Source organism: Paenibacillus oryzisoli, assembly GCF_001653565.1.
GTDB classification, from domain to species: Bacteria; Bacillota; Bacilli; order Paenibacillales; family NBRC-103111; genus Paenibacillus_E; species Paenibacillus_E oryzisoli.
The window spans coordinates 48,419-68,980 of record NZ_LYPB01000085.1; the positions used below are offsets into that span (position 1 = coordinate 48,419).

The following is a 20,562-nucleotide window of genomic DNA, read 5'->3' on the forward strand; positions in this document are numbered from 1 at the left end:
TCATTACGTTTATTTATGATCAGAACATGAGCGTTGGCGCAATAACAGCTACGATTTCTTTTTTCTGGATAATTTGAATATCAATATAAAAATAAGAATAATGATTGCCACTGATAACAGTTGGAAAATTGCGGTACTCCATTCAAAGTGCAATAGAAACCCTCATTTCATAAAGCAATATTCACCGATATGTTAAAAACTTTTCTTTCATCTGATTAACGATCATCTCTGCTTTCTAAATTTATGCACTACTATAATTAATTCAATTGTGCAATACGCTACTGTTAGAATACCAATAAAAGATAAAATATAGAGTATGCCTCTAACTGTTATATAAGCGATCGACATGCTTTCGAAGAGACTTTGTATGGTATGAAGTGCGATCGGATTATTCAAACATATAAGAATTACTCCGGCTAAAACGCCATATAGCAAATTTTTGTGATGATCCACAATCCACAAAACCCTCCTTTTTATACAATTAATTACAGATCCATCTTTATTCGCCGTTTTGTTTCCATATTCCTCCTAGACTTTAATCCGGAAGGCTTCCAACTTCCATGCAGGTTACATTATAGTACCTTAAGGAAGCTCTTAATTTCATTCCATGCTTCTCCGCTCCTAAATATGAAGTAGTGATCATCACGATACATTGTCTTCATTGTCTTCTCTCCTCCCCAGTTCGCTACAAGGTTTTTAGAATATGCTATTGGTATATTTTTATCTAAGTCACCTGCTAAACATAGCAATGGAGTTCTAATTAAAGAAGCCTTTTGGATAGAATGATAAGATTCTCCAATAAAATAAGACAACGGAAACATATTATGTAGCTGTAAAGCGTTTGATAGTGATTTACCCTTTAACTTCGAATAATTATCATACGGGGAAACTAGGATTGTTCCTACAGTTGAGCGTTCACTTGACAAATTCACAGCGACTCCCGTTCCTAGACTGTATCCCATCGAGACAATTTTCTTAGTATCAATATCACTTCTTTTTGAAAAATAATCATAAATAGAATTGGCATCATTGTAAAGACTTCGCATACTTGGTTGTCCTTCACTCAGTCCATACGATCTATAATTAATTAGTGCTACAGACCATCCATCTAAATCGTCAACAATCGATATCATATCAGACACTTCTTCGCTAGATCCGCCAAAATAGATAAGAAGCGGTGCTTCTTTAACACTCGAATTCTTTATAAGCCATCCGTACAAGTTTGTATTGTCAGGTGTGTTGATTTTAATTTCTTCAACATCAGTGTAAAGTAACTTAATCTTTTCAGCAGTAGATTGATCTATCTGTTTAGGCTGGTAAACAAGATGATTAATTCTAATAAGTTCGTCGAGATTTTGGTATAAAAAGAGAAAAAGGATTACATATGTGCCAATTAATATAGATAAAATTAAGGATAGTACGGTTATTACTTTTGTTGAATTTCTTCGAACTGTTCTTAATAACAAAAGAGTTGTAAGTATAAAAAGAATAATGGAACAACCTGCGAAGATATTAATTGTAAGTGTATGTACCTTGAATATTTCTAAATCCCCTAGCTTTATTTGCTCTATAGTCTTAGCCCAAGAAGTAACTTTGCATGAGATAATAAATACTGTTATCCCCAGAACAGCCAACAAAGCAGAAATACTATTAAACATATACAATGTTCTCTTGTTAATCCTCAAATTTAACCCTCCATCCTGAAAAGTAAATGTTATAACATTGATTTTATATGCTATATATTGGAAATTGAATGAACTAATTTTACCTATACTACTAAAGAATTGACCTGATTTTCATTCATCAACCTTTATCGCATACTTGTTTCCATTTGCATTTACTCCTCTCGCCTAAACAGAAAAAGGCAAGGGGAAGTCCCCCTTGCCTGATTCCGATTCTATGGCTCTAACCTACTTTCATTGGCACTTCCAGTATAAACATTAATGATGTCCGCTGTGGGAATCTTCACTAGATTCTTTCGCACTTTCCATCTGAATGAGCTGTTCCACAGCTGTTGCACCAACGGCAAACCTCTTGATCGGATAAACTTTTTCATTCTTTACGCTTACTCTAGATTGAACAAGATAGATGCCTTCTTTTTCGATAGAATGTGAGACTGAATACATGCCAGGAGCCGTTTCAGTAGCTTTCAACGTTATAGCAGCTTCTTTATTCCCTTCTGGCCAAAAAACAAATTCGGCTTGTTCTGCATTTTTTTGAGGTTCATTGTTCTTCAATATCTCAATGGAGTAGTCTCTCTTAGTGTTCAACTCAAGTTGTTTGGGAAGATGCATATCTACCGTGAGATGAGCTCGAAGTCCGTTTTCACCAGTTTCAGCAATCTTAGCCGTACACCCAGGTAATACAGCACTCCAAAGCAATATAAATCCCCAAAGCATCACACGTTGTAACCGTTTATTCATACCTTGTATATTCACCCCTTATACCGAAAGCCAATTGCGTAATGGTTGTATTCTGCGAATAATAAGAATTTCGAGCAACAGAACAATGAGAATAGATAGTCCAACAAGCGGCATAATAGCCCCACAAACAAGCATGATAAGGATTACACCTACTGTAACTTTGGTATTATCTGGTTTGCTCGGAGCTCCCAGTCCTTTCGGTTTTCGTTTACGCCACATGACATAGGAGCTTACTGCTATCATAATAAGACCTAAACACGCCGCCAAACCCAGAAGTTGATTGGCTAGACCGAAAAGTCTGCCTTCATGGAAGGCGATGCCATATGAAATGACTTTTGCCATAATTCCGTAATCCGCAAAGCGGACATCTGTTAGGACTGCACCACTGTATTGATCTAAATGAAGGGTAGCATCATTGCCTGGTTTAACAAGTGCAGTTGAGACAGTAAACACGCCTGCCTTGTCTATGGGCGTAGTGATTGTATATGGCTTAGCGATGCTTTTATCATGAACTATTGCCATAATATCATCGACGCCTATCGGAACGTATCCGCCAGCGGCGGACTTAGGTACGGGAAGATTTTCTGCTGCCCATGGCAAGTCTTCGGCAATATCTTTTGCAACAGTGACTGAGCTAGGCTTCTCAGCGAAGCTATAGGCAAAAGGAGGAGTGTTCGTATTCGTTGCATTAGCTAGTTTATTAATCTGTTCTCCCATAACTCCCGACCAGGATAATCCGCTAGCGATTATGACGAGTAACACAAGAGAGAGCCAGAATGCGGGTACAGCATGCAAATCGCGCCAGAATATCCGACTTCCCGGTTTACTAAGCCTTGGGAGAACCGTCCCCCAAATGGAAGATTTATTACGCGGCCACCATAAATATAAGCCCGTTAATAACAATATGACAGCCCAACACGCTGCCAATTCAACAAGACGATTCGCAAATGTCCCTCCGACAACGAGCTCACTATGAAGTTTTTTGAAGAATGCCGAGAAAGTCTTGTCGCTATTTAACTTGCCAAGTATCTCTCCATTATAGGGATCCACAAATACGGTAGTTGGCGTTCCATTTAGGTTAACGGACATTTTATAACTGGCGTCTATCGTATCCGGTAGTGTAATGGATGACACCTTTAACCCAGGAAATTCTTTTTCAGACTTCTCAATAAGTGTTGCTGGAGACATCGGGGTTGTCCCAACCTGGCGTGTGATCATCATATCTTTGTACAGATACCCCTCGATCTGCGGTTTAAACAAATACACAGCGCCACTAATAGCTAAAATAATTAAAAAAGGAGCGAAAATAATTCCGGCATAAAAGTGCCATCTCCACACGGATTGGAAAATTGCCTTGCTTAAACCTGATTGTTTATCCCCTTTTGTTCGTTCCTCAGGATTCATTTCCTTAAACCTCTTCCTTCAATAGATTCCATATCTCTGCTAAATATATCGTACAGAAGATTACTTTAGAATGACTCAGTCGAGCTATATATGTGATCAAAATATGATATATCAAAGATTCACTTGTGAATTATCATGGCACTTTAGAGGTATTTTTCAAAATAAAAGCATGTTCAACTTATGGATTCCATATAGTTGCAAATAGAACACACTTGTACAAGGGAGGCGTATTCATTGAGTAAAACGACGGTTCCCAAGAAAGTTACGTTGGAAATCGACGGAATGACCTGTTCAGCCTGCTCTGCACGAATCGAGAAGGTCATTGGCAAACTGTCCGGCGTGCAGACAATTGCAGTTAATTTGCCATTAGGACGTGCAACTTTGCAGCTTGAGCCTGCTGCTGCCAACGAAAGCTATATTATTGAGCGCATTCAACAATTGGGCTATGGGGCCAAAACGTATGAGGAGCATGGTATACGCAATGAAGCTGATAGTAGCCTTGGTAGTAGGTTAATCCTATCGTCGGTATTGACACTTCCCATCATGTGGGCGATGGTGCGACACTATGGCTGGACGTCGGGAATCTGGATACCAGAGCTTTTCCTAGCCCCTTGGTTCCAGTGGCTGCTTGCCACGCCGATTCAATTTGTCATCGGCGGCCCTTTTTACGCCAATGCCTTTAAATCGCTTAGAAACAAAACGGCTAATATGGATGTACTCGTTGTCCTCAGCACTACTTGCGCCTACATGTACAGCCACTATATGACGCTGCATGCGCTGAAGACGGGAATGCCCGATCCGCATGGCATCTATTTCGAATCCAGCGCCATGATGATCACGGTTGTTCTCCTTGGTAAGAGGCTGGAAGCTTCTGCTAAGCGGAGAAGTCTACAGGCAATTCATCTACTGCGCAAGCTCGAACCGGAAGCGGCGCGGATACTGAAAGATGGAATTTCGAAGTCTGTTGCTTTGGAGACGGTCCGCGTCGGTGACATCCTCATCGTTCAGGAAGGCGAGTTGATTCCTCTCGACGGCATCGTACTGCAGGGGCATACGACGGTGGACGAAGCTCATCTGACTGGAGAAGCGATCCCCGTTCCTAAGAAGACCCATGATAGCGTATCGGGAGGATCTCGCAATATTGAAGGCACAATAGACTTGCAAGTCACTGCTGCAAAAGGGGAAACGACACTCGCCAAGGTTGTCCGCTTCATTGAAGAAGCGCAAGGTTCGAAGGCTGACATACAACGCTATGCAGACCGAATGACAGCATTCTTCGTGCCGACCGTGATCATGTTGGCCATTATCACATTCGTATGCTGGATCTATGTGCTTTCGCCCGGCGATGCCAAGGGAGCCATGTTTAAAGCTATCGCTGTATTAGTCATTGCATGCCCCTGTGCACTCGGCCTTGCAACACCAATATCGATTCTAGTTGGCACAAGCAAGGCATTGCAGGCAGGCATCCTCTTTCGGGAAGGCAAGTATGTGGAGCAAATGGCGGAAATCGATGTTGTTCTGTTGGACAAAACAGGAACAATAACCTTCGGCACACCGTCTGTCATGGGAATACATTCGGTAACCGACCAAACGATGAGACTACTGCGGTTGGTAGCTTCCGCAGAAATGAAATCTAAGCATCCATTCGCAGGGGCTATTTTACGGGAAGCTGCTCGTCAGCATGTAGCCTTACGAGAGCCTGACACTTATCATTCTATGCCAGGTTTCGGCGTGAGCGCCTCTGTGGAAGGACACGAGGTACTTGTAGGCTCAAGTGACTTCATGAAGCTGCACCATATTCGCCATGCAGCGTATAACGAATTGACAGATCAGTGTATGCGTGAAGGGAAATCAGTGCTTCATGCTGTCATAGACAGCGAATATGCTGGGGTGTTCGTGGTGTCCGATACGCTGAAACCTACCTCCCCTCAAGCGGTGCGCCAATTGAATAAGCAACGATTAGACGTAGCCATGCTTACAGGCGATCAACAGCGGACGGCTGAAGCCGTTGCTAGACAGACGGGCATACGAGTCATCTACGCGGACATGAAGCCTACAGATAAGTTGCAAGTTGTGAAGAAGCTGCAGCAACAGGGCAAGAAGGTAGCTGTCGTCGGCGACGGAATGAATGATGCGCCGGCACTTGCCGCTGCGGACATCGGCATCGCTGTCGGTACAGGTACGGACGTGGCTAAAGAAACCGCCGACATCAATTTACTTCACGGCGATTTACGCAGCGTTGCTGAGGCTTTTCGCATCAGTCGCGCTACCATGCGCAACATCCGGCAGAACCTAACTTTTGCCTTGGTGTACAATGTACTGGCTATTCCATTGGCATTTATGGGTTTGCTGACACCGTGGATCGCAGGCGCTGCTATGGCGTTAAGCTCCGTTTCGGTTGTTGTTAATGCGCTCCGACTACAGAAAAGATCCCCAAGATGACACCCTCGATTATGCTGCATAATTAACCTAACAGGCCAGCTCATTCCAGAAGGAATGGGCTAGCCTATTTGTTAATAAATCTTTGGATTTGCCCATGAAAAATGACTCTAAGGAGTCAGACTAATTTACCCGTACGCGATTATGATAGAGAGAATAGCTTTTGGAATGAAGCAGATGGATACGGAGGTGTAGAGGATTGAACAAGTGCCGAGTAAAGACAGAATTATGCATGTTGGTTATGACTGGTATGTTAATTCCAGCTCCATTCGCTTTGGCAGCGGACCATGATCATGGTCAAGGAACCGAAGCTGCCGTCAGCAATCTAGGAATTGCTACGGGATTAATCAGTGTCGGGGCAATATCCGCCCTAATGATGGGCATTGCGGCGGCAATTTTGATCGTGCGTATCCGAGCCAACAGCAGCACTCTGAGTCCAATGAACGCAATGATGGCAGCTATGGCCGTCGCAATGATGACCGGGCTAATTGGCGGAACGGTATTCGGAATCTGGCTGCAATCCTTGTTCTATTCTACAGTCATTGGAGTAACGATTGGCATGGCTGCGGGGATGGTTGCAGGTCAAGCCCATAGTTGGCTAGCTGCACTCGATGGCATGTTGTCCGGTGTGATGAGCGGAATGATGGGAGCTATGCTTGGTGTTATGATTGCGCAGGATCATCCTGTCATCATGATCTTGTTCTTAGACGCGATCATGCTGCTAGCTCTCGGAATTCTGAATCGGCTTATTAGGAACCCTTCCATATAGGTATAATAATCCAGCAAAATTCAGCAGATATCATCACAATAACCTGTCCGTTGATTGCATGCAAAAAGGGAGCGGCTGCCTTAGCAATCTGCTCCCTGAATTATCGTTCCACATAGAATGGAACATGTTACACAGCACGGCTATTTCTCGAGCGCATATCGAGTAGCGATAATGCCCGACTCGAACGTTCGGCTGGACAATAGTTTGAGTTTAATTTTCTCGACGCCTTCGAACACCGATTTCCCGCTGCCCAAGACAACTGGACAAATCGTCAATAGGAATTCGTCGATCAGGCCTAGCTCAAGCAGCGTCTTCGCGGCACCGGGGCTGCCGAAGATGACGAGATCCTTGCCAGACTGCTCTTTGAGCAGCTTGAATTCCTCTGCGATTTGGTTCTTAATCAACATCGTATTGTTCCATTCTGCCTTGTCCAGCGTTCCGGAGATGACGATCTTCTTAACATCCTGCACCCATTTAGCATGTTCGATTTCGTGACTCGACGAATTCGGATCTTTCAGCACCCCCGGCCAATAGCCCTCCATCATTTGATACGTTGTACGTCCATAAACGGGAGAACCGACTTCGGCTACTACCTCTTCCGCATATTTCTGTAATTCCCCGTTGTATGGAATCCAATCTAGTGCTCCGTTCAAATCTGATGCATATCCATCCATCGACACATGCATAAACAATACGAGCTTTCTCATGTCATTTCTCCTCTGATTTCGAATTTATCTTGTTCCATTTGTTGGCCGTTGTCTCGTGAGTAGTCCTGTTGATACGTTCACTATAAATCATTACGTTACGTAAGGTTCAAGAGGGAAATTTTAAACTTGCACATGAATGTATGCTCACATCTTTTATAACGTGGCAGAGGCTTGTTTCAAAAGATCGGATAGAGTCAAGATATCAGGAGAATGCCCCTCTTTTAATTTAATCCACTTTCGTTCGGGGGGCCCATCGAATTCTTTCGGAAAGTCAATTCCGTTTGCATTCATGATCATAAAGGCAATCGCGTCTTTGGAAGGCGAAATCACTGCAGCATAATGTCCATTTTTCAGAAAGTGCGGTTTCTTGTACTGAATGCGTTCTTCGACTCCCATAATCGTCTCATGTACCAGGTTCCGTAGGGTCGAACTGATATCCGCTTGCCATTTTGGTAAATTTTCTATGTATGCCGTAACTTCCTGATTCATTCTTTAATCCCTCCAATTTTGGTATAAGATCTTTGCCTATGATCGTTCCGCTTTAACTCTTGCTTCCCTGTACTGTCCTGCTTACACCGTTAATTAAGAAATAAATCGTTACATACACAATCCCAATAAATAAGCCAAATAACAAACAAAAGAAAATTGACTGACTGGTCAAGCTGCCTTTGATAATGCCAGTTACTTTCTCCCAATCCGTTATGGCTTCCCAGCTATTCAATCGATATTCTCTTCCCAACAAAATTCCATATCCAGCTGCAAATGAAGCTATACTAACAAAACACCATGAGATGACCTTGTTATATATACGCAATACAATGTATTGCATGTGATAGGTAGAGATCGCCCCAAGTAACAAGCTAGTCCAGGAAAACAGGTTAATTACTATAAAATCAACCCAGTACGAGAACGTAAAATTCTCATTATTCACATACAAATCTTTCTTTATAGTGAGATGGATGAGGTCCGTGATAACGTACGGGGAATTCGGGAAGAAAAGCAACCACGGTATCCCTAAAACAACTAGAACAATTGATTTCGCTTTGCTATATTTGTAAATAAAAACAATCAAACTAGACAGAACAAATGGAATCCATGCCAGAAATACATTCCAAATCAAGAAATCAAAATAGGTTTTATTCCTGCAAATCATATAAACAACAACGTTTACAGTAGTAAGAATGACTAGCAAGATGAATAGATTCCTATCGTTTAGCTCCTTCATTATAACCCCCTTAGACCATACGAGATCTATAATCCCCAATTCCCTATATTTTACCATACAATTATAGATTTCATCATTCATGTTCTTATTTGGACAAAAAAAAGCCTGCCGTGTTTGACCACATTGCGAGGCTTCTTGGAATTATTTTGCTAATGATATCGTTATTTCTTTCGACTTACAATAAGCTCTTCATGCCCCTCAACCACTCATAGAAACCTTCATCATAAAAGAGATCGGGAATATATGTCTGCTTGTAATTACAATTAGGGCACAGAAGTACTAATCCTTGTTCAAGCACCTTGGGGTATAATTTCTCATGTTTACTGTTGTTGACGCATGTAAGAGGATGCACTCCTTCTGCTTGCTGATAATCTTTAATACGTTGCTTAACATCCTCTTCGTTCATGTATATCCCCTTTATTCATTAAAATCAGCATTATACCAAGATATATATGGCTATAATCTTTACAAGACAATTATACACGATGTGCTCATCTACAGGCCATCACTTTGACATTATAGCTTCTCCATCAAAGCTAGCACATGTTCTCTCACCTGTTTTTTTTCTTCCGAAGACATATCGCTTAATTTAAAATTGTCAGCAGGATTAGAGGGGGTAAGGATTGTGGAGGGTTCTTGAAGTTGTGCGCTGTGCGTATTTCCCTCTTCAGTGAGCAACAGCTTAGATTTGTTTGCATAGGTATGGATTATTTCCGTTTGTATATAAGTACCATTCCCATCATAAAAGTCTTCAACAGATTTAATATCCGATTTCAAATGGGTTTTGCTTTCCTCAACCGTGGTTATGGCATTCACGATCTTGTAACCCGTCTTTACATAGAGTCCTTTGTCATTCTGAATATCTTGAAATGTTTCCAATGCAAAAACCTCAATGGTTTCATTTTTATCGGCTTGACTACACGCACTGATAAGCAGAAAAGTGAACATGAATAAACAAAACTTCGCTAAACTCATTCGTTTTTTGTTGGAATTCAACTCTTCACTCCTATCTTGGATAAGTTCTGTATGTCGTTACGCTTCAATTATAAAGTCTCTTTCTATTTCTATGCAAAAAAGCCGCTAAGGCGCGACTTTGAAGTATCCATTTCCTTGTATTCGACGATCACGTTACCTATCCAGTAAATCGTTAAAAATACCTCGGAACTGATATGCAACTGCTTCAATACCTTCTTCCAGCTCTTCGCGGCTGAAAAAGTAACGGTGATGAGATTCATCCCTATCCAGCATTTCTGCTAAGAGTCCGTTAAACCCACGCGCTTTGCGATCAAATTCTAGGAGAACCTCAACTCCGTTCTCATTCGGGTAGAACACAAGCTCTATCTCATCCACGGAGCTGCGATATGCACTGTTTTGATAGGGAACGAACTCAAAGTTTTGAATAAATGGCAAGTAATAATTGCGTTGCGGGTAGTATTCATTTTCTGCTTCATGTAAATGAAAGCCCAATTCCGCCAATGCTTCGAAAATAACAGCGGTGTGCGGATGTGCCAATACGTCAATATTATCACGATCTGATGGATCAACCGCGTTGTCAATATCCATGCCTGTACGAATCCAGATCTTGCTTACGCCAATTGACATCGGCGTCTCATGCGGCAGCACAAATTGAAAAGGAATTTCGATGGATTCACCTGGTTCAAAAACAAAACTTTCCCCCAACAGGATGTTGGCTATTACAACGGTTTCTCTCACCGTAAAATTCGGATCACTCTGAGTGGGCGAGGGCTTGCGGTACTCCGTCATAATTTGAAAATAAATTTTGTCTACTTTTTGCTCTATACTGCCACCCTTGGCAATAATAACACCCTCTACCAACTCGCCTGGGATGAAGTCCTCCGTATGGAACTGAGTATCAATATCCAGATTCCCGATCCCTACTTTAGCCATCATTTTCTTAAAAAAAGACATAATAATTCCGCTCCTCTATTCAATATATTCCCCGAACCGAAACCAATTACATAGCCATTCAATGGGAAATCCACCCATATTCACAGTAACGACTATGTGTTCGTTTGTAAAGCCCTTTCCTGAAAATAGGAGACTACAACTTCTCGAAATTCCTGTGCGGCACGGGAAATGTATCGACTCTTGTGCCATACTAAAGCAATTTCCCGCACCAATGCATGATCTTCGATGTGGAGATAGGCAATCTGTTCTCGCGAGTTTCTTGCAGAGTTTGGTAAGAAGGCGATGCCAATCTCAGCTTCCACAAGGGCGCTCAATCTTGCAGGTTCATTTCCTTCATACACATACTTGGGTTCAAATCCGACCGAATGGCACACGTTGTCTACTAAATCGCGGGTACCATAGCCTTTCTTAACTCCAACAAACCATTCATTCTTAAGTTCGCTTAAGGAAACACTGCTTCTGCCTGCCAGTCGATGACCTATAGGAACAGCTATGAGGATCGGATCCTTGCACACAATTTCACAAACAATGTCTTCGCCTTCAACGGGGGGTGATGACAAGCAGAAATCGACTTCTCCTCGATGGAGAAGCGCCAGCATTTCCTGCGTAGACAGCATTTGAACATGAAATTGGAGATGCGGACGCTTCCGTCTGAACGCTCGAAGAATATTAGGCATGGCGCTTGCAGCGGTTACCGCCAATTCGAGCGCGCCATGTTCCGGACTCGCCAAGTCGCTAATCTCCTGCTTGCCTTGATCCAATTCAAACAAAGCCTTCTCTGCGCGCCGAAGGAATTTACCGCCGAATTCATTCAATCGCAGCTTCCTTCCGATTCGGTCGAAAAGTGGAACGCCTAGGTCGGCCTCTAAGCGTTGAATTGTTTTACTTAGTGAGGATTGAGTAACATGTAAGCTCTCTGCAGCCTCAGTCATATGTTCCAATCGAGCAACCGTGATGAAATATTGCAATTGAAGTAGTTCCATAGCGTACCGCCCCCCTTCGATTCATTCCTTCTAATCAATGAAATCATACCATAGAAGTCATTGGAATAAATAATGAAATTCAAGTACGATGACATCAGTACATAGGGGGTATCAGACATGCATATTCGAAACAAATGGTTATTAATTTCAGTCGGTTTAGGCGTACTGCTGAATCCACTGAACTCTTCAATGATTGCTGTTGCAATCGCAAGAATGCAACAGGTATACCACCTTGCCTACACAGAGGTGTCTTGGGTTATTTTCGTATTCTACTTGGCGAGTGCTGTTGCACAACCTGTCATGGGAAAAGCTAGTGATTTATTCGGTCTCAAGAAAATATTTCTTGCTGGGCTCGTTATCGCCTTCATTGCTTCCTTATTAGCTCCACTTTCGCCGTACTTTGGGTTACTTCTTGTGTTTCGTATTCTGCAAGCGATAGGAACAAGTATGCTGGTTGCGGTAGGCATGGCGATCGTGCGGATTCATATTACGGAAAAACAAGCGACTGCACTATCGGTTATGTCGATATTCCTATCCGGAGCTGCTGCACTTGGTCCTTTCATTGGCGGGATCTTGATTCACTGGTGGGATTGGCAGGCGATCTTCATCGTAAACATTCCTTTCATCGTGGCGAGCTATGTATTAGCATGGAGGTTCATCCCCAATGTTCAACAGCCAACCTCTCTTACACGCCAATTATCCCTACGAAAATGGTTAGCATTAATCGATGCGCCCGGGATTCTACTTTTCACAGTGGGGCTGGTCGGACTGCTCGTTGGATTACTATCAAGCAAATCCTATGGACATCTCTCCATCAAGATTGTTATCGTCAGTCTGATTGGGCTTGTCTCATTGGGGGCCTTCGTACGGTATGAGTTAAAAACACAGACGCCCTTCATTCCCTTGCGAACATTTGCCAAATATCCTGCAATGACAAGGGTCAATATCGCCTACATGCTCGTTAACACACTCTATTACTCACTCTTTTTCGGATTGCCGACTTACTTACAGACGGTACGTCATCTCAGCGAGTTCCACACGGGGCTTCTCATGCTAAGCCTGGGCTTATGTTCACTTGTCGTATCTCCTCTAGCTGGTCGATGGATAGATAAATCAGGACCTCAACCAGCCCTGCTGCTATCTGCAATTCTGATGACTCTTGGATCTCTCTGGATCGTGACATGGCAGCCAACTTCTCCGATGATCAGTGTATGTTTGGCTTTAGCCGCGTTCGGGGTTAGCAATGGGTTGAACAATGTTGGCATGCAAGCCGCGCTGTTCCAACACTCACCGAAAGACATCATTGGAGTAGCCTCTGGTTTATTTAATACTTCCAGATATCTGGGCACCATTCTCTCTTCCTTATTGATTAGCATCGTCATGGGAGATACGTTCGACACAGGTGGTTTGCGAATACTTGGGATGATCCTCACAGTGATTGCCCTGTACTTAATATTTATGAATCGAAAACGCTCGCCATCTTCGCTCCCAAATACAGATCACTCCCACTAAACGCATGGTATATTTTGGGTGCTGCAAGGTGATAATTAGTGAGAAACGTTTGCTTCTCATCTTATTCGGTTCATTTAAAAAGTGCCTTAGGGTTTACGGAGGGCTTGTTTATGGAACTACAGTTAGACAGCATTAACTCTTCGGTAAGCATGAACTTACACAAAATCCAACAAATCTTCACCCATAATGAGTCTTTCGTTATACGTAATTTCACAGGAGAAAACGGCACTTTACTCGCTTCTATTGTCTATTTAGATATTCTTATCGATGAAAAAAGTTTGAATCACCATATGATCCGTAAAATTAATGAAGACGTGCTTCACATGTCAGAATTTAGTTATGAATCCATGCATGAAGCCATTTATTCACTAGGCAATATGCAGTCAATCTCACATATGGAACAAGCCGTTAGTTTGATGACTGATGCTGGTTTTGTCGTATTCATTGAAGGCCACACTGAGGCTCTCGGAATGTTACTTCCAGGATATGAGACTCGCCCAATTGAAGAACCCAAAATCGAAATCAATGTTCGTGGTCCAAGAGAAAGCTTTACTGAAGATCTTCATAAAAATTTGAGTATGGTGTACAGGAAACTAAAAACATCAGACTTGAAATCAAAATCGTATGTTATGGGGCAGAAAAGCAATACCAAAGTCATGCTTTTATATCTTGAAAGCCAAGTTAATCTAGAGCAACTTCATGCTTTACAGCATAAACTTGACTCCATTCAATTGGACTTTGTAATTGCTAACACGCAAATTGAGGAGTTGATTCAGGGGAGTACGTTTTCCCCCTTTCCTCAGTTGCTCACAACAGAAAGACCAGACAGAGTGGCTACAGCCCTAACTAGGGGAAAAATAGCAATCGTAACGGATGGCACACCAATTGCTTTAATTACCCCGACCACTTTTTTTGAAATGCTTCACCCTAGCGAAGATCTTTATGAGCGGTTCTATTTCGCAAACTTTTTGCGGATTATTCGGTTAATCAGTCTGTTCCTATCTTTGTTCGGACCTTCCCTATATATTGCCTTGACAACCTTTCATCTCGAGATGATTCCTACTCCATTAATGATGACTTTTATATCCTCAAAAGCAGGTATCCCATTCCCGACATTTGTGGAAGCACTCCTCATGGAAACATCATTCGAGCTTCTGCGAGAAGCCAGCCTTCGTCTTCCCCGAGCAGTTGGTCAATCCGTTAGTATTGTCGGTGCGCTTATCATTGGAGAGGCCGCTGTTCAGTCTGGCATCGTATCCCGCCCCATGGTAATTGTCGTTGCAATGACAGGAATTGCCTCTTTTGCTATTCCATCTTTTAGCACAGCTATCGCTATACGTATGCTTCGCTTCCCACTTATGCTTTTTGCGGCATACTGCGGCGTGTTTGGACTCTCGTTGTCCTTGTTCATACTTATCTTACATTTATGCTCTATTCAAACATTCGGTATCCCTTTTTTAGCAGTATCCAATACGGGCAGCAGCTTTAAAAACAATGTGATGAAGTACATACTCCTTCCCGTAAAATACAGACCCCATACAAATGTTCATACAAACAGGACAGGTGCTTCTCACAATAATGAAGGACTATCTAGTGACAAGATTGAGGAGAATTATGAAAAGGACTAAGTTATATTTCATTTTATGTTCTATAACCCTATTATTAACGGGATGTGTACAGGATAGAACAGAAATTAGCGATATAGCTTTAGTTACAGCAACAGGCATCGATTATGACCTTGAGAAAAATAAGTATGTATTTACTTCATATTGTTTGCTTCCAGCAGCAAAAAGCACCGATAAAGTTGGAGGGTTATCTGAGTGGGTAGTCAGTGCAACCGGCAGCTCTGTTTTGGATTCTGCTAGGAATCTACGAAGCCACGCAGGCAAAACATTAATCTGGCAACACAATAAATTTATTCTCATTGGAGAAAATGCCGCTCGTCATTCTTTGTATGAAATTTTGGATTTCATAACAAGGAATCGGCAGGTTAGGCTTACCAGTTATCTTTTTATCAACGATGGCGAGGCTGCAAGCATTCTGAACATGAAATCTGAAACTGGAGATTTACTTTTCAACGACTTGCTGGGTAAAATTCGAAATGAAAAGGAATGGGGAAAAAGTATTAATCAGATTATACAAGATGTTGCTAATTGGAGCATTAATCCGTACAGAGGCTATGTTGTCGGCAGATTGAGTATATCGAAACAAAGTAATACTACTAGAGAAGTGCTGTTCTTAAACGGTGGTGCTGTAATTAATAAACATCGAATGTCGGATTGGTTGAAGGGTACAGATGTGCTGGTTGTTCATTTATTGGGAGGAAAAAGAAATTGGAATAACCAAATGTTTACTGAAACAATACCTTATCAATCCAATAAAGTCACATTATTTTTCAAAGTAAAAAATCAGGTCATTCAAAGTAAATTTATTGAGGGTAAACCCTCCTTAGATATTTATATACAATTGACTTCTACCATAGGAGAAATAACGGGACCGCTGCCTTTTAATAATCCAGATACAATCAACCAACTTGAGCAAGAGGCGTCCAAGCATTTGGAGAAATTAATCCAGAAGAGCGTGAATCATCTCCAAAAGGATTTGAAAGTAGACGTTTTAGGCTTCTCCGAAAGATTAAAGCAACATCATCCGCATGAATGGAATCTGATAAAAAATAACTGGAATGATGTTTATCCAACGATGCCAATTCAAAGCCATGCCCATGTTGAAATTGAGAAAATAGGATTGATTCAAAATTTAGGAGAAAATTGATATGTTGAATAGTATCATCTTTCTACTGTCTGCCTGTTATGGTATCCAACAATTCCTACATTTAAGGAAGAAAAAGAATAACCTCGATGCTATAGTAATGCTTCTACTCACAGCAGTTATTATGGGCTACTGTATGCCGTTTGGAGACTACACCCTGCCAACAGTAGAGTCTTTCTATACCAAATTGTATAAATCGGTCTCGGATTATATGCTAGAACAATTAAAAGTAAATAAGGAGTATTCATGAAGTCCAATAAAATAACTTATATCCAGTTTGGTTTTTTATTGTTCAGCTATTTGTCAGGCTTCTCCACTTTATTTTTAAACGAAGTTAAATTGTTAAAACAAGATGTTTGGATTGCCTATCTCTTAGGGACTGTCATTGCGGTTAGCATGATTAGGCTGATGTGCTATATTCAGAAACAGTATCCTTCCTTAAAAATGGTTGAAATTTTTGATAAGTTAGTAGGTTCCAAACTTGCCAAATTATTTATCTGTATTTATCTGCTCTACATTCTTGAAATTCAAGGCGCTGCTTGTCGAGCCCTATCATTCTTTTATACGACGGTTGTTCTTCCAAGCTTGCCTTCTAACCAAATCATCCTTTTTATCGTCTTATGCACGACTTATGCTACATTCCTTGGTCTGAGTACTATCGTTCGGTCCTCCCAAGTGATTCTCCCCTTCTTCATAATGGGAATCGGAATCATATGTTTCTTTATTCTAAGAGAAATGGATACGAATCCACTACTTCCCCAATTTCAGCATGGATTATCAGAAGTCATTTATGGCGGGTGGCTTTCCTTCTATTTTCCGTTCGGAAAATCTATCGTGTTTTGTTTTATCCTATATCGCGTGAAAAATTTGGATAGGATATTCACAAGCAGCTTGTGTGCGTTAGTTCTCTCATTCTTCTATTTATTGCTAGCCTCTTATTTAACATTAGGAGCGCTCGGCATAGATTTGGCAGGGACAATTATGTTTCCCTTTTTCTCTGTTATTCAAATGGTGAAATTCGGGGAATATTTAGAAAGAATAGAAATTATGATAATTGGGATTTGGACCATCTTTACATTATTCGAAATTGTCGTTCTCCAACATATTTTCATCAAATTGATTGCTCATATGTTACATCTCAAAAACTCGCGAAATTTTATTCTCCCCGTTGGGCTTCTATTTTTCGCTGTGTCTCAGAATAGCTTTATCCGTTTAAGTGACCTTTCTATTTATAACACAACCATTGCGCCTGTTTCTTCCTTACTTCCGACTGCGATTATTCCCATCCTATTCGTTTTTTTGACTTGGATGAGAAAGCGCAAGCCCCAATAAACGGCTACGCCGTCCTTTGAATGACAGGAGCGTTTATCTAGAAATTCAGCATAATTTTATTAGTGAGAAGCATAGTGCAGGACTCGTTCATATAGAAATTGCCCGCTATGTCGTTACACATAGCAGGCAAGGCTTTTCTCTATTCTAGAAGCTGCAGTTTCAATTCTGTCACATTGCCCGTATAGCCTTCAGGGATGCGTACTTGAACAGAAACACTTGCTGGATAACTGACGGAAAGTTCCATCGTTTTGCTGCTTTCATTCACCGTCCAAGATACATCGATTCGTCCCCCAGCAGGATGAGGAACACTCCCTCTCGCCCATGACACGCCGCTTGGTACTGGTGCAACTTCAACCTCTGTCCAACCTGGTGCAAGGCTTCTCACACCCAACACTTCCCTGCCTAAGAAATAGGCCGGAGCGGAAGACCAAGCATGACAATGACTGCGCGTAAGCATGTTCGGATTCGCACGATTCTCGAAGAAATTCGGATACTGTTCCCAACAGGTTGTTGCCCCATTGCGAATCATCATTCCATAGTTATGGCGAATATCCGCGAGCACATGATCCACTTTCCCCAATTTCGCAAGTGCTTCATAATAGAAGAACGACATGAATGGAGAGCCAATTTGCACAAAATGTGCCGGTGGATTCACCAGGTAGCTGTCAATCTGCTCTTTCCGCTCACCTTTCGCAACACCAGTCAAGGAGGCAACAACCTGCGTTTGCATACTCAGCACGCTTGAGCGTCTGCCATCCGCATGGATGCAATCGATATACGCCAATGCCTCCTTATTCCACAAATGATGATTGATGGCGGTCTCTAGTTGCACTGCCGCATCTTCGAATCTGGCAACTCCCTGCTGATCGCCCGAGATTAGCGCCATGCGTGCGCCAACTCTTAATGTATGCACCAGAAACATATTCTGATGCGTGACGATGCCGTCATTCGGCTGATCAATCGGCGACCAGTCCAGTAAATTCCATCCTGTGATAGCAAAGAGACCCTGCTCATTAATGTTCATCAAATAATGTTGGAGTGTAAATCGGATATGTTCGTACATCTCCGTAGCAAATGCTTCATCCGCCGTCTGATCGTAGTACTCTGCACAAGCAATCGCCCAGAAAAACGTCCAGTTAGGGATGACACTGCTCCAGCCGCTAGGCACTTGATCTGCGAATAACGGGGTTTGGTGCTTAGAACCCGGAACAAGCCTTAAGCAGCGCTTAATAATATCTTCTACGCCGTATACATAGTTGCTTACCAGCGCTTCATTACGACTATCTCCCACCCAGAATACCTGCTCGAACGCGGGACAATCTACGAAAGTGTCCTCCATACAAACCTTCGTTGTGTGGCGGGATATTTCCCAAATGTCATTCAAGAGTTCGTCGGAACACGTGAACTGCCCGACTTCTGCAACAGGATAGTTACTCTGAATCATGGTGACATTGTAGAGTTTGATCGGCCGCTTAGCTCCACGTACAGTCATGGAAACATAGCGGAAACCTCGCCGAATCGGTGTTTCATAACGTTGTCTCCCCGCCTTGCACACATAACGGAGTGTATGATCAAGCCCAAACATGTCCTGTCTGTACTCACCTGACATATACTCGAAGCCATACCAGTCTAGAATATCGCCTTCATTAGCATCCACCTCGAAGGCCAAGTAGCCCGAGTACTCTTTCCCTAGGTCGAACAGTACCTCTGTATCATATCCTTCAAATACAGGCACATTAGCCCCTTCCGCGTTTGGAATAATGGCATTTTGCAGCTGGGGAGGGACTGCGTATCGAATGTTTTCTTTTCTCCATACACTTAATGCAAATACATCTGCCTCAGATACATACTTCGGATTTACAGGTTGGATCCAATCCTTATATGCGCTTAAATCTTCAATGCTTCTCACATTGTCGTGCAACGAGTGGTAGGCTGGATGCTCCCTCTCCAAGGCACGAACACGTTGGTGATCGATTAGCTCAACGGCATCGAAAGGTCCAATTCTTAACCACGCTGATTCCGCAAGTTCTCGGTAATGTGCTGGCGACTCAAAGGAAACAACGAGATCTTCCTCTGCATATAGGCCTATCTGTAATTTGCCTGTATGTATTGCGCTTGACACATCAATCAGGAGCAAATTCTCTCCAGCCTGAAGCTCAACATCCACATACCGTTCTGGTGCTGAACCGTAAATTCGATGCTCCTCGATCCACTCACCATTTACTGATAGGGCTTGTAAACACTCTCTGTCTTGGAAGAATCCAATCGTCGCTTTCCCAGCTTTGCTGGACACAAGCGATGATGCTGCATATCCGAGGAATTGAATACGATTCGCGTGAACCTCACTTCCGTCAATCCAACCGTTTCGGATGTCTAACGTCGCTGTGACTTGGAATGTCTTGATCTTGGCGAGTGATTCTACACGAACCGGTGTGATTATTTCTTCCGTCAGGAGTGGGATATCCCGCGGTTTGACCACCGTCCATGGTGCCATACCAACCGGGCCAAGGACAACTGCTTGCAGCCAATTCACCGGATTATAATTCCTCTGCATCCATGACGAATCCCAGAGACTCGCATCTATATATTCGGCAAAACCATGCTGACATGACGCTCTCGAAGCACGTGGATGATGTCCCTCATGCTCTGATGTTAACCACGTCGCATCCGTTGCTGCGAGCACTTGTCCCTCGGAATCGTTCACTTCCGCTAACAAGCCGCCACGCCCCCTTACATAGTAAAAGGTGGATACCCCGAAATGCATGACGAGAACAGCTACCGTGTTCATTTCGCCTGGCTTAAGCAGATGGCCGATTTCATACGTATCGTAGGCTAATTCAAATGGCCAAGACCGAACTGGTCCTCTCCCTACCTGGGTGCCATTAACAGTGAGAACATATCTCGAATCCGCTGTAATTCTTAGCGAAGCAGTCGGATTACTTATCCCCTCGCCATGGGGAACCTCGAACGATTTGCGAAAACATCTCCACGCATTCCGCGGACTTTCTTCCCCTTCTCCCCAAATCCATTGGGCTTGCCAATTGCTCATTGTCATCGCGTTAGCCTCCTA

The 20,562-nt window shown here is 42.6% G+C and carries 18 protein-coding genes; 6 read left to right on the forward strand and 12 right to left on the reverse strand.

Annotated features, from left to right (window positions below):
• Window positions 1-19 precede the first annotated feature (19 nt).
• The 4 genes from A8708_RS36895 to A8708_RS26450 all read right to left on the reverse strand — a co-directional run bounded on the left by A8708_RS36895 (window position 20) and on the right by A8708_RS26450 (window position 3,827).
• Complete coding sequence (locus tag A8708_RS36895) at window positions 20-142, reverse strand: hypothetical protein (RefSeq protein WP_275667938.1); 123 nt, start codon at window positions 140-142, stop codon at window positions 20-22.
• A gap of 430 nt (window positions 143-572) precedes the next feature.
• Entirely contained in the window at window positions 573-1,658 is a 1,086-nt protein-coding gene (locus A8708_RS26440) for an alpha/beta hydrolase (RefSeq protein WP_157265055.1), read from the reverse strand.
• Between the two features lie 282 nt (window positions 1,659-1,940).
• Window positions 1,941-2,423 (reverse strand): hypothetical protein, encoded by a 483-nt coding sequence (locus A8708_RS26445; protein ID WP_068668618.1) that lies wholly within the window; start codon window positions 2,421-2,423, stop codon window positions 1,941-1,943.
• 18 nt (window positions 2,424-2,441) lie between these two features.
• Entirely contained in the window at window positions 2,442-3,827 is a 1,386-nt protein-coding gene (locus A8708_RS26450; protein WP_068668620.1) for a PepSY-associated TM helix domain-containing protein, read from the reverse strand.
• Between the two features lie 234 nt (window positions 3,828-4,061).
• Here A8708_RS26450 and A8708_RS26455 point away from each other — a divergent pair, with 234 nt between their 5' ends.
• Together A8708_RS26455 and A8708_RS26460 are read left to right on the forward strand one after the other, a co-directional pair.
• Window positions 4,062-6,269: a heavy metal translocating P-type ATPase gene (locus A8708_RS26455; RefSeq protein WP_068668622.1), complete on the forward strand. Its 2,208-nt coding sequence runs from the start codon at window positions 4,062-4,064 to the stop codon at window positions 6,267-6,269.
• A gap of 196 nt (window positions 6,270-6,465) precedes the next feature.
• Entirely contained in the window at window positions 6,466-7,035 is a 570-nt protein-coding gene (locus A8708_RS26460) for a hypothetical protein (protein WP_157265057.1), read from the forward strand.
• A 140-nt stretch (window positions 7,036-7,175) separates the two neighbouring features.
• On the opposite strand, the gene A8708_RS26465 is transcribed toward A8708_RS26460, so the two are convergent.
• From A8708_RS26465 to A8708_RS26495, 7 genes are all read right to left on the reverse strand, one after another.
• Window positions 7,176-7,742: a dihydrofolate reductase family protein gene (locus A8708_RS26465; RefSeq protein WP_068668624.1), complete on the reverse strand. Its 567-nt coding sequence runs from the start codon at window positions 7,740-7,742 to the stop codon at window positions 7,176-7,178.
• Window positions 7,743-7,895: 153 nt separating this feature from the next.
• Window positions 7,896-8,231, reverse strand: coding sequence for a DUF1801 domain-containing protein (locus tag A8708_RS26470; protein WP_068668626.1), 336 nt, complete (start codon window positions 8,229-8,231; stop codon window positions 7,896-7,898).
• 52 nt (window positions 8,232-8,283) lie between these two features.
• Window positions 8,284-8,967, reverse strand: a complete 684-nt coding sequence (locus A8708_RS26475; protein WP_068668628.1) for a DUF1361 domain-containing protein — start codon at window positions 8,965-8,967, stop codon at window positions 8,284-8,286.
• A 175-nt stretch (window positions 8,968-9,142) separates the two neighbouring features.
• Window positions 9,143-9,373: a hypothetical protein gene (locus tag A8708_RS26480; RefSeq protein ID WP_068668630.1), complete on the reverse strand. Its 231-nt coding sequence runs from the start codon at window positions 9,371-9,373 to the stop codon at window positions 9,143-9,145.
• Between the two features lie 110 nt (window positions 9,374-9,483).
• A complete protein-coding gene (locus A8708_RS26485; RefSeq protein ID WP_239696858.1) occupies window positions 9,484-9,963 on the reverse strand; it encodes a hypothetical protein in 480 nt (159 codons plus the stop codon).
• A gap of 132 nt (window positions 9,964-10,095) precedes the next feature.
• On the reverse strand, window positions 10,096-10,896 hold the full coding sequence (locus A8708_RS26490; RefSeq protein ID WP_068668632.1) for a sporulation protein: 801 nt from the start codon (window positions 10,894-10,896) through the stop codon (window positions 10,096-10,098).
• A 92-nt stretch (window positions 10,897-10,988) separates the two neighbouring features.
• Entirely contained in the window at window positions 10,989-11,879 is an 891-nt protein-coding gene (locus A8708_RS26495; protein ID WP_068668633.1) for a LysR family transcriptional regulator, read from the reverse strand.
• Between the two features lie 117 nt (window positions 11,880-11,996).
• On the opposite strand from A8708_RS26495, the gene A8708_RS26500 reads away from it, so the two are divergent.
• The 4 genes from A8708_RS26500 to A8708_RS26520 all read left to right on the forward strand — a co-directional run bounded on the left by A8708_RS26500 (window position 11,997) and on the right by A8708_RS26520 (window position 17,492).
• Window positions 11,997-13,391, forward strand: coding sequence for an MFS transporter (locus A8708_RS26500; protein ID WP_068668634.1), 1,395 nt, complete (start codon window positions 11,997-11,999; stop codon window positions 13,389-13,391).
• 110 nt (window positions 13,392-13,501) lie between these two features.
• Window positions 13,502-15,019, forward strand: coding sequence for a spore germination protein (locus A8708_RS26505; RefSeq protein ID WP_068668636.1), 1,518 nt, complete (start codon window positions 13,502-13,504; stop codon window positions 15,017-15,019).
• Window positions 15,006-16,163 carry a Ger(x)C family spore germination protein gene (locus A8708_RS26510; RefSeq protein ID WP_068668638.1) on the forward strand — a complete coding sequence of 386 codons (1,158 nt, stop codon included), beginning with the start codon at window positions 15,006-15,008 and terminating at the stop codon, window positions 16,161-16,163. Before A8708_RS26505 ends, A8708_RS26510 begins: the two co-directional genes overlap by 14 nt.
• A 243-nt stretch (window positions 16,164-16,406) precedes the next feature.
• Window positions 16,407-17,492 carry a GerAB/ArcD/ProY family transporter gene (locus A8708_RS26520; RefSeq protein ID WP_068668642.1) on the forward strand — a complete coding sequence of 362 codons (1,086 nt, stop codon included), beginning with the start codon at window positions 16,407-16,409 and terminating at the stop codon, window positions 17,490-17,492.
• Window positions 17,493-17,631: 139 nt separating this feature from the next.
• On the opposite strand, the gene A8708_RS26525 is transcribed toward A8708_RS26520, so the two are convergent.
• Window positions 17,632-20,547 carry a family 78 glycoside hydrolase catalytic domain gene (locus tag A8708_RS26525; protein ID WP_239696859.1) on the reverse strand — a complete coding sequence of 972 codons (2,916 nt, stop codon included), beginning with the start codon at window positions 20,545-20,547 and terminating at the stop codon, window positions 17,632-17,634.
• Between the last annotated feature and the right edge of the window lie 15 nt (window positions 20,548-20,562).

Excerpts from the sequence above, each read along its gene's own strand:
- A8708_RS26445 (WP_068668618.1), bottom strand. The coding sequence starts at position 2,423 with ATGAATAAACGGTTACAACGTGTGATGCTTTGGGGATTTATATTGCTT.
- A8708_RS26440 (WP_157265055.1), bottom strand. The coding sequence starts at position 1,658 with ATGTTTAATAGTATTTCTGCTTTGTTGGCTGTTCTGGGGATAACAGTA.
- A8708_RS26520 (WP_068668642.1), top strand. The coding sequence starts at position 16,407 with ATGAAGTCCAATAAAATAACTTATATCCAGTTTGGTTTTTTATTGTTC.
- A8708_RS26480 (WP_068668630.1), bottom strand. The coding sequence starts at position 9,373 with ATGAACGAAGAGGATGTTAAGCAACGTATTAAAGATTATCAGCAAGCA.
- A8708_RS26490 (WP_068668632.1), bottom strand. The coding sequence starts at position 10,896 with ATGTCTTTTTTTAAGAAAATGATGGCTAAAGTAGGGATCGGGAATCTG.
- A8708_RS26505 (WP_068668636.1), top strand. The coding sequence starts at position 13,502 with ATGGAACTACAGTTAGACAGCATTAACTCTTCGGTAAGCATGAACTTA.
- A8708_RS36895 (WP_275667938.1), bottom strand. The coding sequence starts at position 142 with ATGGAGTACCGCAATTTTCCAACTGTTATCAGTGGCAATCATTATTCT.
- A8708_RS26525 (WP_239696859.1), bottom strand. The coding sequence starts at position 20,547 with ATGACAATGAGCAATTGGCAAGCCCAATGGATTTGGGGAGAAGGGGAA.
- A8708_RS26495 (WP_068668633.1), bottom strand. The coding sequence starts at position 11,879 with ATGGAACTACTTCAATTGCAATATTTCATCACGGTTGCTCGATTGGAA.
- A8708_RS26510 (WP_068668638.1), top strand. The coding sequence starts at position 15,006 with ATGAAAAGGACTAAGTTATATTTCATTTTATGTTCTATAACCCTATTA.
- A8708_RS26450 (WP_068668620.1), bottom strand. The coding sequence starts at position 3,827 with ATGAATCCTGAGGAACGAACAAAAGGGGATAAACAATCAGGTTTAAGC.
- A8708_RS26465 (WP_068668624.1), bottom strand. The coding sequence starts at position 7,742 with ATGAGAAAGCTCGTATTGTTTATGCATGTGTCGATGGATGGATATGCA.
- A8708_RS26500 (WP_068668634.1), top strand. The coding sequence starts at position 11,997 with ATGCATATTCGAAACAAATGGTTATTAATTTCAGTCGGTTTAGGCGTA.
- A8708_RS26470 (WP_068668626.1), bottom strand. The coding sequence starts at position 8,231 with ATGAATCAGGAAGTTACGGCATACATAGAAAATTTACCAAAATGGCAA.
- A8708_RS26475 (WP_068668628.1), bottom strand. The coding sequence starts at position 8,967 with ATGAAGGAGCTAAACGATAGGAATCTATTCATCTTGCTAGTCATTCTT.